A 16081-nucleotide genomic window follows, 5' to 3' on the forward strand; every position below is an offset into this window, starting at 1 on the left:
AGGTCCGGAGCGGATGGCCGTTCCGTTGTGTGACGCGGGCCCTGACCCTGTGCAGGCGCCCTGAACGTCAAACGGCCGACGGCGGCACTCGGGTGAGTGCCGCCGTCGACCCCTTCTGCTGTGGTGCTGCTAGCTTTCGGTTGCCATGACCGCGTTGGCCGGCACCGCTTCCTCCGGCGCGTCGTACCGCGGGTCATTGGACGACGGATGGGCGGCCACTGCGGCAGCGTGCTCGGCCAGCACCCCGGTCTGGTGGCGGATCTTCAGGCGGTAGAGCAGGGCCCCGCCAATCACCACGGCGGCAACGAAGAAGACCCCGCCCCACTGCAGGTACCACTCGAACGGCGGCACCGAGTTGTAGATCTCCGGGCGGGGCCAGACCAGGTTTACCGTCATGGCGGCGCCCCACAGGACGGCCAGGATGTTGACCGGAAGCCCCCACTTGCCCATGCTGAACCCGGGCTCGGAACCGTCCGCGACCAGCGGCCACTTCTTCAGGATCCGATTGCGGAGCAGGGGGACCGTGACCAGGAGGTAGGACAGGTAGATCAGCACGATGCTGATGCTGGACAGGATGGTGAAGATGGCCGGCTGCATCACGTTGACCAGCAGCGGGATCACGGCCAGGACGCCGATGACGATCGCTGCCACCGTGGGGGTCCGGCGGACCGGGTCCACCTTGCCCAGTTGCCGGCTGAAGGGCAGGTTGTTGTCACGGGCCATGGCGAACATCATCCGGATGGCGGCGGCGTGGACGGCCAGGGTGCAGACCACCACGGCCACCACGATGCAGGCCAGGAAGGCCTTGCCGAACGGGCCGCCCAGGACGGAGAGCACGATGTGCTGCAGGCCGCCGTCGGGTGAGCCGATCTGCGGGTCTGTGAGGTCCGGTGCGGCCAGGATGCCGAACAGCAGGATCCCCCCGCCCAGCAGGAATGATGCCGTGACGGCGCGCAGGATGGCCTTGGGTGCGGTCTTCTTGGGGTCCTTGGTTTCCTCGCCCAGGGAGCTGGCGGTGTCGAAGCCGTACATGACGTAGCCGGAGGCCATGGCGCCGATCAGGAAGACGCCGAAGAAGCCCAGGTCCTTGCCCTCGCCGAAGCCGTTGGTCTGGAAGAAGACCTCCGGCCCGCGGACCACGTGCCAGGCCAGTGCGAGGATCAGCAGCACGGCGGCGATGAGCTCCACGAAGACGCCGATGCTGTTGATCCGGGTCATCAGCTTCACGCCGAACGCGTTGATGAGGGTGGAGATGGTGATCATGATGGTGGCCAGGACCACCCCGTTCATCGCGAAGTCATAGGGGCCTGTGCCGTCGCCGACGAACTGGAAGCCGGACCACAGCTGCGGAAGGGTGATCTGCAGGGCCAGGGCCACCGAGCCCAGGGCCATGATGGAGGACAGCAGCAGCAGCCAGCCGGCCAGCCAGGACGAGGTCCCGGAGGACAGCCGCTTGGCCCAGTTGTAGACCGAGCCCGCAACCGGGTAGCGGCCGGCCAGCTCGGCGAAACAGAGGGCCACCATCAGCTGGCCAACGAACACGATGGGCCAGGACCAGGCGTACGCCGGGCCGGCCATGGAAAAGCCAAAGTAGAACAGTTGGAAGACACCGGTGAGGATGGAGATGTAGCTGACACCGGCGGCGAAGCTGGCGAACTTGCCGATGCTCCGGTCGAGGGTCTGGGTGTAGCCAAATTCATCCATGCCGCTTGAATCAATACTCTTGCTGGGTTCCAATATGGACTCCTAGATCAGAAAAGCACGATGGGAACGGCCGCCCTGGGGTGCGGCGAGATAACGTTCTGTGGGGGCCGCCGCTGTTGGGGAAGTGCGGCCCCCTAAGACCTGCCGCTCAGGCGAGGGATGTGGTGAGCTCCTTTTCTTCCATGGCGTCTTCGACCGTGCGGTCCGCGCGGATCAGATCGGCACAGCGCTCGCCGATCATCATGACGGTGATGTTGGGGTTGACGGTGACGTGTTCGGGCATGACGGATGCATCGGCGACGCGGAGGCCGGTGACGCCCTTGACCCGCAGCCCGGGATCCAGCGGCGACATGTCGTCGTCGGCCGGGCCCATGCGGACGGTGCCCACCGGGTGGTAAACGGTGTTGTGGGTCTTGCGGATGTAGTCCTGCAGCTCTTCATCCGTCTGCGCCTCGATGCCGGGCGACAGTTCCCGGCCGGTCCATTCCGCCATGGCGGGCTGGCCGGCGATTTCACGGGCCTTGCGGATGCCGGCCACCATGACGCGCATGTCGTGGCCGTCGGGGTCCGTGAAGTAGCGGGGGTCCACCATCGGCTTGTCGCGGAAGTCGCGGCTGCGCAGCCGGACGGTGCCGCGGGAACGGGCGTGCGTGACGTTGGGGGTGAGGCTGAAGCCGTTCTCCGTGGTGGGGTAGCCGTGCCGCAGCGTGTTCATGTCGAACGGGACGGAACCGTAGTGCATCATCAGGTCGGGGCGGTCCAGGCCGTCCTCGGTGGGGGAGAAGATTCCGATCTCCCACCACTGCGTTGAGGTCTGCACCATGGGCTGTTTTGCCTCGAACTGGACTACGCCCTCGGGGTGGTCCTGCAGGTGCTCGCCCACGCCGGGGGAGTCCACCAGGACGTCGATGCCGTGCTGTTCAAGGTGTGCTGCCGGTCCGATGCCGGAGAGCATGAGCAGTTTGGGGGAGTCGATGGCGCCGGTGGACAGGACCACCTCGCGGTGTGCGGAGAGCCGGTGGGTGCGGCCGAAGGCCGAGTCCACCACGTCCACGCCGGTGCAGCGCTTGGCCGCATCGAACACCAGCTGGCGGGCGCGGAGGCCGGTCAGCAGGGTGAAGTTGGGCCGGTCGATGATGGGGTGGATGTATGAGACGGAACTGGAGGCGCGCGTGCCGTCCGCCCGGCGGTTGATCTGGAAGAAGTTGGCGCCGTTGACCACGGTGGTGCCGGTGTTGAACTTCGCACGGGGAATTCCCGCCTGCTCGCAGGCGTCCAGAAGAGCGACGCCGGCAGGATCCGCCGGGGGCACGTTCATCAGGTGCACGGGGCCGGAGTCCCCGTGGTGGGGTGCGTCCGGGCCGGCGTCCTCGTTGGTTTCCAGCCGCTTGTACAGCGGCCAGGCCGCGTCGGCATTCCAGCCGGCGGCGCCGTACTTGGACTCCCATTCGTCCAGGTCCTCCCGTGGCGCCCAGAAGGCGATGCACGAGTTGTGGCTGGAACAGCCGCCCATCACCTTGGCACGGGCGTGGCGCATGAAGGAGTTGCCGTTTTCCTGCGGTTCCACCGGGTAGTCCCAGTCGTAGCCGGATTCCAGCAGCTCCATCCAGCGGTCCAGCTGCAGGATCTCGGGGATGTTGCGGTCGTCCGGACCGGCCTCCACCAGGGCCACGGTCACGTCCGGGTCCTCGCTCAGGCGGGCGGCAACCGCGGCGCCGGCGGATCCGCCGCCGATGACGATGTAATCGAACGAGCGCTCGCTGAGGTCCTCGATGTTGTCGTAGTGCATCTAGTTCTCCTTGCCGTGGTCAGCAAACCAGCCGGTCACCTGCGGGCTGGTGTTCTGGTAGATGTGCTTGGCTTCCTGGTACTCGGCCAGGCCGGTGGGGCCCAGCTCGCGGCCGACGCCGGACTGGCCGAAGCCGCCCCACTCGGCCTGGGGGAGGTAGGGGTGGTAGTCGTTGATCCAGATCGTGCCGTGCCGCAGCCGTGAGGCCACGCGCTGCGCCTTGCCGGCATCCTGCGTCCACACCGCGCCGGCCAGTCCGTAAATGGTGTCGTTAGCGGTGGCCACGGCCTCGTCCTCGGTGCGGAACGTCTCCACCGTCACCACGGGGCCGAACGCCTCGTCGGTGACCACGGACATGCCGCGCTGCACCTGGTCCAGGATGGTCGGCTGGTAGTAGAAACCGCCGTCGTACTTCTCCCCGGAAGGTGCCGCGCCCCCGGTGCGGAGCCGCGCGCCCTCCTGGATGCCGCGCTGGACGTAGGCGCTGACTTTGTCCCGGTGGGCCGCGGAAATGAGCGGGCCGGTCTCGGCGTCGTCGTCGAAAGGCCCGCCCAGCCGGATGCCCTTCGCCCGGCGGACCAGTTCGTCCACGAAGCGTTCGGCGATGGATTCCTCCACCAGCAGCCGGGCGCCGGCGGAGCAGACCTGCCCGGAGTGGACGAACGCGCCGTTCAGGGCGTTGTCGACGGCGGCGTCAAAGTCCGCGTCGGCGAACACCACGTTGGGGTTCTTGCCGCCGAGCTCCAGCGCCACCTTCTTGACGGTGGCGGCGGCTGCCGCGGCGATGCGCTTGCCGGTTTCCAGGCCGCCGGTGAAGGAGACAAGGTCGACGTCGGGGTGTTCCGAGAGCGGGGCGCCCGCCTGGGCGCCGGCACCGGTGACGAGGTTGGCCACCCCGTCCGGCAGGCCGAGGTCCTGCAGCAGCTGCATGGCCAGGATGCTGGTGGAGGGCGTCAGTTCGGAGGGCTTGAGGACGAAGGTGCAGCCGGCGGCCAGCGCAGGCGCGATCTTCCACGCTGCCTGGAGCAGGGGATAGTTCCACGGCGTGATGAGACCGCAGACGCCCACGGGTTCGTAGACGATCCGGCTGACGACGGCGGCGTCCCCGGCGTCCACCACCCGGCCCGCCTGCTGCCCAGCCAGCCGGCCGAAGTACTCGAAGCAGGCGGCGATGTCGTCCATGTCGATGCGGCTTTCCACCATCCGCTTGCCGGTGTCCAGCGATTCCGCGCGGGCAAACTTTTCCCGTCGCTCCCGCAGCCCGGCGGCGACCTTCAGGAGGAAGGCGCCCCGCTCCGGTGCCGGGACGCTGGACCAGACGCCGGAGTCGAAGGCGGCGCGGGCCGCCGCGATGGCGCGTTCGGCGTCCTCCCGGCCCGCCTCCGAGACGGTGGCCACCAGCTCGCCGTCTGCGGGGTTGCGGATTTCACGGACGGCGCCGGACGCCGCTGGCTCCCATTTGCCGTTGATGAACAGGGAGGAGGCAGGCTTGGTTTCGGTGCTCGGGGCGGCTTCCTGGGCCTGTGTGGCGTAAGTCATAGGAAGGACAGTAGTGCAAGTTGAACAGGTGTTCAATAGATTTCTTGAACACTTGTTCAATGCTTCTTGCGCCGCTACTGTTGCCCTTGGAGTGGGTGCTTCAGGGCCGGAAGGTAACCCGGCCGCCGGCGTTTTCGTCCGGAACCTGTGCGAACGCGATCTGCTCCGTGCGTGCGATGCTCCGCTGGATGGAGGCCTTGTCCACCCCCAGCAGCGCGGTCAGCCACATCCCGTTCTGGATGACCACAATGTCCGAGGCGCGCTCCCTGCATGCCTCCCAGGCCAGCCCTGGCATGGCGCTGGACACCAGGGCCGCGAGCCCGTCGATGTACCGGTCGAACGCGGCCGCGTTGATCTGCGCGTAGTCCTCGTCCGCCTGGGCAAGGGCCCACAGGTGCAGTCGCAGGGACAGGTACCGCGTGGTCAGCAGGTCAGCTCCGGCAACGCGCCGGAGCGCCCGGCGCAGCTGTTCATCCGGGGCCACCGACGGGTCCGGGGCGACGAGTAAAAGGTCATGCTCATCCACGCGGCGCAGGGCGGCACGGATCAGGGTGGTCTTGTCGTCGTAGTAGTAGTTGACCAGGCCCAGCGCCACGCCGGCTTCGCGTGCGACGGCGCGCATGTTCACGCCGGAAATCCCGTGGCGGGACAGCAGGTCCATTGCCGCTTCGAGAATGCGGGCCTGCCTGTCCACTTGTTCGCCGGAAGTCACGGCATTGGTCCCCATCTGGCCAGACTATTGCCTGACGGCCGTGCGCGCACTTCCGGGTCCCGGCCAGCGGGCGGTCAGCACGGTATCAGGGCTGGGCGTGGTCGGCGCGCTCCAGCAGGCGGGACACCCCGTAGCCAATCACCAGGCCCCAGAACGCTGCATGGATGTTGAAGAGGTTCATGCCTGAGATGGTCACCACGAACGTCACCAGCGAACCCAGGGTGAAGCTGGTGGCAAACGCCGTCACGAAGGCCTGCTGAAGGGCCCGCAGCATCGCGATGCCACCCAGCGCCAGGACAAACTCCTTGGGCGCGGCCAGCATCAGCCGGGTCAGGGTGGGGGCAAACGCTGCAAACACCAGGGCCAGCAGGCCGTACGCCACGGCCGCCGTGTATTGGCGCTCCCTCTTCCCGGACGACGTCAACAGGGCGTTGGTGGGACCTGTCACGCAGGCCGAAACGGCGCCGAAACCGGCATTCAGCACCGAAAAGGCGCCGGAGGCAATGGCGAAGGCATTCACGGGCGGACGGTGGCCGGCGGCGCGGAGGACGGCGATGCCCTGGCCGTTCTGGACGAACAGCACGGTGAGGGCCAGGGGAACCACCAGTTCAAGCTGGGACGCCCATGTGAATGCAGGGACGGTGAAGACCGGGGTGGCCAGGAGCGGTCCGCCGGGTGGGAGGTTGAACTGCCCGCTGGCCGCCACGGCGACGCAGCCTGCCACCAGGGTGCCCAGGACCGGCGGCAGGTACCTGCCAAGCCTGGGAACTGCGGTAAGGACCAGGAATGCGGCCACCATCGGTGCAGCCACGGCCGGATTGTCCTGGGTGGAGGCAACGATGTCTGTGCCGAATTTCAGGAACACCGCGGCCACCATGGCCATCACGAGCGGCATGGGCACCAGCGCCATGGCTTTGCGCACCACGCCGGTGGCGCCCAGGGCGAGGATCAGCACGCCGGAGGTGAAGAAGGCCCCGACGACTTCGGCGAAGGCCAGGTGCTGAAGCGAAGGTCCCAGGAGTACCGTGCCGGGGATGGACCAGGCGAAACCCAGGGGCTGCCGGTAAATGAGGGACATCAGCAGCGTGGCCGCCCCGCCGGAAAACAGGATGCCAAAAACCCACGACGACAGCTGGCCCTGGGTCAGGCCGCCCGCTGTTCCGACGGCCAGGGTGACGGCGATGGGTCCGGACGCCGCGAAAATGAGCCCGATGGCCCCGTTGGAGACATAGGACAGACCCAGATCGCGAAGAATCCGCCGCGGGCCTGCGGGCCGGACCCCCGGCCGCTCCAGCAGGGGTTCCGGCGCCGGCGGGGCCGGCTCAACAGAGCTTGCGGTCGGATGTTGGCGGGGGTGGCTCATCGGGGCTCCTGGCTGGGGCGGAAAGACCGGAGGCGCTCCGAAGCATCAGCTCCGGAGCGCCTCCGTGTGGGGGTATCTCCCAGTTTGCGTGCTACTTCTTCTGGCCCTGCTTGGCCAGGACGTAGTCATAAACTACTTCCTCGCCCTTTCCGTCGGTACGGGGGCGGGGGTCCAGCATCAGTTCAGGCTTCACTGCCGAGGCGATGTCGTCAGCATTGTGGGGATCGCCGGGGAAGTAGAGCTGCTGGGTGACCGGCTCGTAGCCCGGTGCGGACACCTTGATGTGGATGTGCGCGGGACGCCAGGCGTGCCAGCCCGCGGCGCTGATCAGCTGCCCGCAGGCCCCGTCCGTGGGGATCTGGTAGGGCGCCGGACGCATGGTGTTGATTTCGAACCGGCCGTCGTCCGCGGCCTTGACGGTGGCGCGGAAGAGCCACTCGGGCATGCCCGGGGCGTACTGGGAGTAGAAGCCGGCGGCGTCCGCGTGCCAGATTTCCACCTGGGCACCCTGGATCGGGTTGCCCTCGGTGTCGGTGAACTGGCCGGTGAACCGCAGCGGGGTGCCCTCCTCGTCGTCGCGCATTTCCACGGTGGCGGGCGTCTGGAGTTCCGGGGAACCGGGAACGTAGTAGGGACCCTCGATGGTGCCCACGGTGCCGGGGCGGTCCTGGGAGTTCACGTCCTCAACGGTGTGTTCCAGCCAGACGTCGAGGAACAGCGGCCATTCACCGTCCGTGCCCACCTTGATCAGCCAGGCTTTGAGGGCGTTGTATTCCTCGTAGGTGACCTGGTGTTCGACGACGATGTCGTTGGCGGCCTTGATCAGCGCGCCGGCCAGCAGGCTTACCCGTTCCTTGGGTACATCCACCTGGGCGAGCTTGCCCGATGCGGCGAAGCGTTCGGTTGCCTTGGAGCCTGCTTCGACGGCGGTGCCTTCGTTTTCCGTGCGGCTGTCCGTTGGGGTTTGGGTCATGACGGTGTCCACCTTCTTCATTGAATGGGACAGGAAGGGCTCCTGCTCCCCACGCGGCCTGCGGGGCGGGACGTTCCACCTGCCCTGCTCGGCACCGCGTGATCTCGGTCTCAATCGTAGGCCGCAGATAAGGACGCTACAAATATCAACTAGGCTCCTTTTGAGTCATTATCAGTACATAAAGACACCCTTGGTGGAACCTAGGTATTTGCCTGATGTGAGGCCAATCACGAGCGGCAAGAATTGCTGGACAACGTCCGCCGCCGAAGCCTCTTCCCGAGTGGACCTCCGCCTGTCCGTCCAGCAATCTCCAATGAAGGAGCACGCCATGACCGAGAACCTGATCCATGCCCGCGAGGTCCTTGCCGACGCCGTGATCGACGACCGCGAGAACGGCGTCATCCGGGCCAAGCGCGAGATCTTCACCGACCAGGAGATCTTCGAACTCGAGATGAAGCACATCTTCGAAGGCAACTGGGTGTACCTCGCCCACGAGTCGCAGATCCCCAACGTGGGCGACTACTTCACCACGTATATCGGCCGCACCCCCGTGATGATCACCCGGGACAAGGACGGGAAGCTGAACTGCCTGGTCAACGCCTGTTCGCACCGCGGTGCCATGCTGTGCCGCCGCAAGGCGGACAACCGCACCACCTTCACCTGCCCGTTCCACGGCTGGACCTTCAAGAACTCCGGGGAACTGCTGAAGGTCAAGGACTCACGGAACGCCGGCTACCCCGAGACCTTCAACAAGGAAGGCTCGCACGACCTCACCAAGGTGGCCCGTTTCGAGTCCTACCGCGGCTTCCTGTTCGGCTCGCTGAAGGCTGACGTCCTCCCGCTCGAGGAACACCTTGGCGATGCCACCAAGGTCATCGACTCCATCGTCGACCAGTCGCCCGAAGGCCTGGAAGTCCTGCGCGGCTCGTCCACCTACACCTACGACGGCAACTGGAAGGTCCAGGCCGAGAACGGCGCCGACGGCTACCACGTCACGGCCGTGCACTGGAACTACGCAGCCACCACCGCCCGCCGCAGCGCCGGAGACTCCGCCAACAAGACCAAGGCCATGGACGCCGGCAAGTGGGGCAAGGTCAAGGGCGGCTTCTACTCCTACGACCACGGCCACCTGCTGCTGTGGCAGGAATGGACCAACCCCGAGGACCGTCCGCTCTGGGACCGCCGCGACGAGCTTGTGGCCAAGTACGGCGAGGAGATGGCGAACTTCATGATCAACATCTCGCGCAACCTCTGCCTGTACCCGAACGTGTACATCATGGACCAGTTCTCCTCGCAGATCCGCCACTTCCGGCCGATCTCCGCGGACCAGACCGAGGTGACCATCTACTGCATCGCCCCCAAGGGTGAGTCCCAGGAGAACCGCTCCAAGCGCATCCGCCAATACGAGGACTTCTTCAACGCCACGGGCATGGCCACCCCGGACGACCTCGAGGAATTCCGCTCCTGCAACAAGACCTACTGGGCCACCAGCGCCCCGTGGAACGACATGACGCGCGGCTCCACCCACGAGATCACCGGTCCGGACGAGCAGGCGCAGGCCCTGGGCATGACCCGGGTGATCGCCTCCGGCGTGCGCACCGAAGACGAAGGGCTCTACCCCATCCAGCACGGGTACTGGAAGGAAGTCATGGACCGGGCCCTGGCGGAGGAAGAGGAGCGTTCCGCCCTGGAATCCGTTCCCGTCACCGCCTGAGAGCCCGCCGGAACCAAAGAGAGCGCAGAACCCATGACCAACCTGACCCACACCGCCCCGGTCCTGAAGACCGCGGAGGAGACCGCAACCCTTGAAACGGTCCGGGCGTTCCTGTACCGGGAAGCCCGCCTGCTGGATGACCGCCAGTTCGATGAATGGCTCGAGTGCTACCACCCGGACTCCGAATTCTGGATGCCGGCCTGGGACGTGGACGACCAGCTGACGCAGGACCCCCAGAACGAGATCTCCCTGATCTACTACGACAACCGGGGCGGCATCGAGGACCGGGTATTCCGGATCAAGACCGACAGGTCCTCCGCCACCTCCCTCCCCGAGCCGCGAACGGGCCACAACATCACCGACGTCGAAGTGTTGTCTAACGACGGCAGCAAGGTGGAGGTGCGCTTCAACTGGTTCACCCTGTACTTCCGCTACAACACGACGGACACGTACTTCGGCACCAGCTTCTACACGATCGACCTTTCCGGCCCCCAGCCGGTGATCCTGAAGAAGAAGGTCGTCCTGAAGAACGACTACATCCACCACGTGGTGGACGTCTACATGATCTGACCTCCCGCGCCGGCGCCCGGACTACCCGGGCGCCGCACGGCCTGTCCCATTCCGTGCCCGCCGGGCACGCCAGAACTTTCCCCGGACGCGACGACGCGCCCGCCCAGTCAGGAGGACCCCATGGGCCACAAAGTAGCCCTCAGCTTCGAAGATGGCGTTACCAAAGTCATCAAGGTCGGCGACTATGAGACCGTCATGGACGCGGCTTACAAGGCGCGGATCAACATTCCGTCGGACTGCCGCGACGGCGCGTGCGGCACCTGCAAGGCGTTCTGCGATTCAGGATCCTTCGACCCGGGCGACTTCATCGATGACGCCATGACCGAAGAGGAGCTCGAAAAGGGCTACCTCCTGACGTGCCAGGCCGTCCCGGAGTCGGACCTGGCCATCCAGATCCCGGCCACGTCCGAGTCGGCCAAGACGGCCGCCGCCACCTTCAGCTCCACCATCAAGGAACTCAACCGGCATACCGACACCACGGTCTCTTTCACCCTCGAGGTGGAGAACAGGGACGCCCTGGCGTTCCTGCCGGGCCAGTACGTCAACCTCAAGGTCCCCGGGACCGACGCCGAGCGCTCCTACTCCTTCAGCAGCGGCCCCGAGGTGGACGATGCATCCTTCATGGTCCGCGTGACCCCGCAGGGTGCCATGTCCGAGTACCTGCGCGACCGCGCCGCCGTGGGTGACACCATCAACTTCACCGGCCCGTACGGATCGTTCTTCCTGCGCGAGCCCAAGCGGCCCCTGCTGCTCCTGGCCGGCGGCACCGGCCTGGCCCCGCTCCTGTCCATCCTGGAAAAGCTCGCCGAAAACCCGCCCTCCACCCCGGTCCACCTGATCTACGGGCTCACCCGCGAGGCCGACATCGTGGGCCTGGGCTGGCTGCGCGCCTACGAAGCGAAACTGCCCGGCTTCACCTGGGACTACATCGCCTCCGAGCCCGGCACCTCCGCCCCGCACACCGGCTACGTCACCCAGATCATCGAACCGAAGCACCTCAACGACGGCGACGTGGACATCTACCTCTGTGGCCCGCCGCCCATGGTCAACGCCGTCTCCAAGTGGCTGGACACCGAAGGCATCAAGCCCGCCAACTTCTACTTCGAACGGTTCGCGCCGAAGGAAACCACCGGCGGCGACGCCGAAACGGGTGCCCCGGCTCCGGTTGAGAAAATCCAGGCCGATGGCGACACCATGACCCGCGGCGAGGCCGTGTCCTCGCTGGAGACCGGCAGGCTGGATTTCCGCAAGGAGGACAGCTTCGCCCAGCTGGACGCCCGCATGGGCCTGGAGCTTGCGGTCAGCGAACTGCTGCTGGGACGGCTCAGCCAGGAGCAGCTGCGCCAGTTCCGCCGCCTGGCCGAAGCCACCGCCGGTTCGGTGCAGGCCGGAAACATCACCGATCCCGACGCGTTTGCACGCACCAACGAGGAATTCCACGAGTACCTCTTCACGATCTGTGACAACCCGATGCTCCTGGAGTCCTACCGCCGCCTGGACGTCCACGCCCAGATGGCCGCCGCCTTCGAAGCCGGCACGCCGATCTTCGAGCGCGTCACGCAGGACCACCTCGACGTCGTCGACGCCTTTGAACGCGGGGACAAAGCCAGGCTGCGCGAAGTCATCATGGCCCACGCCCAGGATGCCAAGGGGACCATGGTCGGTGCCATCGACGCCAAGGGCGCACACTGATGGCTGCGCCGTACGCCGGGCAATACGTGACCCCGGGCAGGTTCGGCGGCAAGGTCGCCGTCGTCACCGGTGCTGCCCAGGGGATCGGCCAGAAGGTGGCCGAGCGCATCGGCGCCGAGGGCGGCGCCGTGGTCCTGGTGGACCGCGCGGACCTGGTCCACGACGTTGCCCGCGGCATCAACGACGCCGCCAAGGCGTCCGGGTCGGGCGGGTCGGCCACGTCCGTCACCGCGGACCTGGAGACCTTCGCCGGCGCCACCCAGGCCATCAAGGCCGCGCTCGCGGCCCACGGGCGCGTGGACGTCCTGGTCAACAACGTGGGCGGGACCATCTGGGCCCGACCGTACCAGGAGTACGACGAGGAGAAGATCGAAAAGGAAATCCGCCGCTCGCTCTTCCCCACGCTCTGGACCTGCCGGGCAGTCCTGCCGGCCATGATGGAGCAGGAGTCCGGCACGATCGTGAACGTCTCCTCGGTAGCCACCAGGGGAATGCACCGGGTGCCCTATGCCGCGGCGAAGGGTGGCGTGAACGCCCTGACCCAGTCGCTGGCCATGGAGGTGGCCGGGCACGGCATCCGCGTGGTGGCCACCGCCCCCGGCGGCACGGAAGCGCCGCCGCGCAAGGTCAAGCGCGGGCCGGAGGCCGAATCCGCCACCGAGAAGGATTGGTACCAAACCATCGTGGACCAGACGGTGGACTCCTCGTTCATGAAGCGGTACGGCACCCTGGACGAGCAGGCGGCGCCCATCGTGTTCCTTGCCTCGGACGAGGCGTCCTACCTGACCGGCAGTATCCTCCCGGTGGCCGGCGGCGACCTGGGGTAGGGCAGGTGCTGGACCCACGGCACCAGGGGCGCCCGGGCCGCTCCGGTAGGATTGCGGCCATGACAGCGGGCTCCACCCAGGGCGAGATCGCGGAAGACTTCCCGCTGGCGGGCCGGGCGGCGGCGTTCGAACAGCTGCTGGAAATCCTCCGCACCGTCCGCAAGGGCAAGGTGGGAACCGTCGTCCTGTCCGGGCCGTCCGGGTCCGGAAAAACCGCGCTCCTGGAACTCTTCCTTGACCACTGCAGGACGGCCGCCCGTGGCGTCCGCGTCTTGTCCGCCATGGGCGACGACTGGGAGGCGCAGTTCGCCCTGGCAGGCTACTCCCAGCTCATGCGGACCCTGCCACTCCGGACGGCAAAGGATTACGACGGCGGCCCGGCCCTGGCGCCGGGGCCCGTCGCCTCCCTGACCCCTGACCAGGTGGTCAACTACGCCTCCACCCTCAGCACCCATCTCGAAGGCCTGCAGACGCACGGGAGCGTGGTGGTCGCCGTCGACGACGTCCACAAGCTCGATGAGGAAAGCCTGCGCATCCTCACCTTCGTCATGCGCAGGCTGCACGACAAACGGGTCCTGTTCCTGCTGACCCTCAACCCTGTAGACGCGCCCCGCGTCCCCGCCGGCGTGCTCGACTTCCTCACCGGCCACCAGGTAGTGCGCATTCCGCTGGAACCCCTCTCGCCGCAGCAGGTCCAGGACGTGGCACGGAGCCTGTTCGGCCTGGACCTCAGCGCGACGGCGGCCCATGGCCTGGTGACGCACACCGGCGGGACAGCCCAGTCCATCGTGGAGCTGCTCCGTGAGCTGCCGCCTGAGACGTGGCAGTCGTGGTTCCCTTCCCTGCCGCCTACTTCCCGGGTGCGCGCCAGGGTCCGCAGCGTCCTGGCGGCCGCGTCCCCCGCGCTGGTGGCCGCCGCCGAGGCCGCTGCGGTGCTCGGTCCCGGCGCCGGCCTGGCTGAGGTGGCCAAGGTAGGCGGCCTGGAATCCGTCATGCCGGCACTCGATGAGGGGCACCGGGCCGGGCTGCTGGGACTGTCCGTGGACCAGTCCCGCTCCGCCGTCGCCTTCCTGGAGCCCGGCACCGCGGAAGCCGTCTACGAACAGATCGTCCCCAGCCGGCGCGTTGCCCTGCACCGGAAGGCCGCCGAGGCTGTCCAGTCCGAGGGCGAACAGCTGGGCCACCGCGTTGCCGCCACCCCGGCCGCAGACGAAACCCTGGCCGCGGAACTGGAAGGGTTCGCGCGGCGGCAGGCCACGGTCGGCGCATGGCAGGATGCCTCCACCGCACTGTTCTCCGCCTCGCGGCTGTCCCCCGATGTCCGCGCCCGGAACCTCCGGCTCCTGAAAGCCGTCGACGCCCTGGTGGGTTCCGGCAATGTTGCCCAGGCACAGGCCTGGGCGGGGGCGGTGGATGCCCTGCCGCCGTCGCCCCTGCGGTCCTCGGTGCTGGGGTACCTGTCCACTGTGTCCGGCCAGAATGACAGCGCCCAAAGCCAACTGGAGATGGCCTGGCGGACCAGCAATCCGCAGCATGAACCCGCCGCGGCAGCGCAGGTGGCCCAGCGTTTCGTCCTCCATGGGGTGGCCTCGTGGGACGGTCCGATGATCACCGGCTGGGCCGAACGCGCGATGGCCCTGACCGAACCCGGAACTCCGGCCCACATCGAGTCGGAGGCCATCTACGGCCTGGGCCTCTATGCCCAGGGGCGGATAGCGGACGCCGAGGCCTCCTACCAGCGGGCCTCGGCCCAGGCGGCCGAGAATGCCCAGAAGCAGCGCGTGCAGATGGGCGCCGGCTGGCTGGCCCTGCGCCTGGACAACGCAGAATCCGCGCTGGTGAATTTTGAGTCGGCCGCCCCCACGGAGTACCGCGGAGGATCGCTGCGGATCTCCCTGTGGGCCGAGGCCTGGCTGGCACGCACCCACCTTGTGCTGGGCAACTGGGACGCGGCCGCCGCCACCATCTCCCGGGCAGGCGTCCGGCTGGAGAGCTCGCGGATGCCGCTGATCCGGCCGCTGCTGTACTGGACGGCCGCCGAGCTGTGGTCCATGCGCGGCGACTGGGACCGGGCACGCTACTACGTTTCGCAGGCCGCGGTGCAGCCGGGAACCTACCGGGCCATGCAGGTCCCGGCCAGCTTGGCGCGCGCCCGCTTCCACGAGGCGAGGGCGGACTATGAAAGTGCCCTGGCCGCCCTGCAGCCGCTGACTGAGCTGGACCCGTGGACCGATCAGCGCGTGTCCTTCTGGCCGTGGCAGGACACCTACGTCAACGCTCTGGTGATGACGGACAAGCTCGATGCCGCGGACACGTTCCTCACCGCGTTTGAGGGAGTGCACCGTGAGCGGGAAGTCCCGTCCGATCTGGCCCGCGTGGCGTGGGCCAGGGGCCGGCTGCTGGCCGCGCAGGGGGATCCGGACACGGCAAGGGAGTATTTCGAGGCGGCGCTGGGGCACCTTCGCGGGCTCAACCGCCCCTATCTGCGGGCGCGGATCAGTTTCGCGTTCGGGCAAAGCATGCGCCGGGCCGGAAAGCGGCGCCTGGCCTCATCGGTGCTGCGGGCGGCGCGGGACCTGTATGACACCCTCGGCGCGGCCACCTACGTGGAACGGTGCGACCGCGAGCTGAAGGCAACTGGCCTGGACGTGGGGAACCTGCCGGACCCGGCGGACCCGGTGCTCTCCTCTGTGGGCGGCCACCATCAACAGCTCACGGCCCAGGAACAGGCCGTGGCCGAGCTGGTGGCTGCCGGCGCCACCAACAAGGAAGCGGCCAGGGCCCTTTTCCTGGCCGAAAAGACGGTGCAGTACCACCTCACGCGGCTGTACCGGAAGATGGGAATCCGGTCCCGCAGCGAACTCGCGGCGGCGTTCCGGGCCAAGGACTGACCCGGCTACTTCACATCCGAAGGGTGCTTGGCCAGCGGGACCACAGTGATATCCATGTACGGGAACAGCGGAAGGTCCTGCAGGATGCCGTGCAGTTCGTCGTTCGATTCGACGTCGAAGATGGAGTAGTTGGCGTATTCGCCCACCACGCGCCAGATTTCGGGCCATTTGCCGGAGCGCTGCAGCTCCTGGGAGTAGGCCTTCTCCTTGGCCTTGATTCCGGCGGCTTCTTCGGCGGGCATGCCGGCGGGCAGGTTGACGTCCATGTGGACCAGGTACTTCATGGTGACCTCTCGGTGGAAGGGGT

12 protein-coding genes are annotated in these 16081 nt (G+C 67.4%); 5 read left to right on the plus strand and 7 right to left on the minus strand.

Annotated elements, in window-relative coordinates; all coding sequences use genetic code 11:
- Window positions 1–129: 129 nt before the first annotated feature.
- From NIBR502771_RS06595 to catA, 6 genes are all read right to left on the minus strand, one after another.
- Window positions 130–1704 carry an APC family permease gene (locus NIBR502771_RS06595; protein ID WP_246839831.1) on the minus strand — a complete coding sequence of 525 codons (1575 nt, stop codon included), beginning with the start codon at window positions 1702–1704 and terminating at the stop codon, window positions 130–132.
- A 148-nt stretch (window positions 1705–1852) separates the two neighbouring features.
- Complete coding sequence (locus tag NIBR502771_RS06600) at window positions 1853–3493, minus strand: GMC family oxidoreductase (RefSeq protein ID WP_141159032.1); 1641 nt, start codon at window positions 3491–3493, stop codon at window positions 1853–1855.
- Window positions 3494–5032, minus strand: a complete 1539-nt coding sequence (locus tag NIBR502771_RS06605; protein ID WP_141159033.1) for an aldehyde dehydrogenase family protein — start codon at window positions 5030–5032, stop codon at window positions 3494–3496.
- A gap of 100 nt (window positions 5033–5132) precedes the next feature.
- Window positions 5133–5759 carry a TetR/AcrR family transcriptional regulator gene (locus NIBR502771_RS06610; protein ID WP_141159034.1) on the minus strand — a complete coding sequence of 209 codons (627 nt, stop codon included), beginning with the start codon at window positions 5757–5759 and terminating at the stop codon, window positions 5133–5135.
- A gap of 70 nt (window positions 5760–5829) precedes the next feature.
- Window positions 5830–7107: a benzoate/H(+) symporter BenE family transporter gene (locus NIBR502771_RS06615; protein WP_141159035.1), complete on the minus strand. Its 1278-nt coding sequence runs from the start codon at window positions 7105–7107 to the stop codon at window positions 5830–5832.
- A gap of 91 nt (window positions 7108–7198) precedes the next feature.
- The gene (gene catA / locus NIBR502771_RS06620; RefSeq protein ID WP_141159036.1) at window positions 7199–8080 is read right to left on the minus strand and encodes a catechol 1,2-dioxygenase; all 882 of its coding nucleotides are present in this window, start codon (window positions 8078–8080) and stop codon (window positions 7199–7201) included.
- 328 nt (window positions 8081–8408) lie between these two features.
- Between catA and benA the strand changes: the two genes are divergently transcribed.
- From benA to NIBR502771_RS06645, 5 genes are all read left to right on the plus strand, one after another.
- A complete protein-coding gene (benA, locus tag NIBR502771_RS06625; protein ID WP_141159037.1) occupies window positions 8409–9794 on the plus strand; it encodes a benzoate 1,2-dioxygenase large subunit in 1386 nt (461 codons plus the stop codon).
- 33 nt (window positions 9795–9827) lie between these two features.
- On the plus strand, window positions 9828–10364 hold the full coding sequence (gene benB, locus NIBR502771_RS06630; RefSeq protein ID WP_141159038.1) for a benzoate 1,2-dioxygenase small subunit: 537 nt from the start codon (window positions 9828–9830) through the stop codon (window positions 10362–10364).
- Between the two features lie 120 nt (window positions 10365–10484).
- On the plus strand, window positions 10485–12056 hold the full coding sequence (benC, locus tag NIBR502771_RS06635; RefSeq protein WP_141159039.1) for a benzoate 1,2-dioxygenase electron transfer component BenC: 1572 nt from the start codon (window positions 10485–10487) through the stop codon (window positions 12054–12056).
- A complete protein-coding gene (locus tag NIBR502771_RS06640; protein ID WP_141159040.1) occupies window positions 12056–12883 on the plus strand; it encodes a 1,6-dihydroxycyclohexa-2,4-diene-1-carboxylate dehydrogenase in 828 nt (275 codons plus the stop codon). The genes benC and NIBR502771_RS06640 overlap by 1 nt, the downstream gene beginning before the upstream one ends.
- A gap of 59 nt (window positions 12884–12942) precedes the next feature.
- The gene (locus NIBR502771_RS06645) at window positions 12943–15774 is read left to right on the plus strand and encodes an AAA family ATPase (protein WP_141159041.1); all 2832 of its coding nucleotides are present in this window, start codon (window positions 12943–12945) and stop codon (window positions 15772–15774) included.
- A gap of 5 nt (window positions 15775–15779) precedes the next feature.
- On the opposite strand, the gene catC is transcribed toward NIBR502771_RS06645, so the two are convergent.
- Window positions 15780–16058: a muconolactone Delta-isomerase gene (gene catC / locus NIBR502771_RS06650; protein WP_141159042.1), complete on the minus strand. Its 279-nt coding sequence runs from the start codon at window positions 16056–16058 to the stop codon at window positions 15780–15782.
- Window positions 16059–16081: the final 23 nt, after the last annotated feature.

Source organism: Pseudarthrobacter sp. NIBRBAC000502771 (genome assembly GCF_006517215.1).
GTDB classification, from domain to species: Bacteria; Actinomycetota; Actinomycetes; order Actinomycetales; family Micrococcaceae; genus Arthrobacter; species Arthrobacter niigatensis.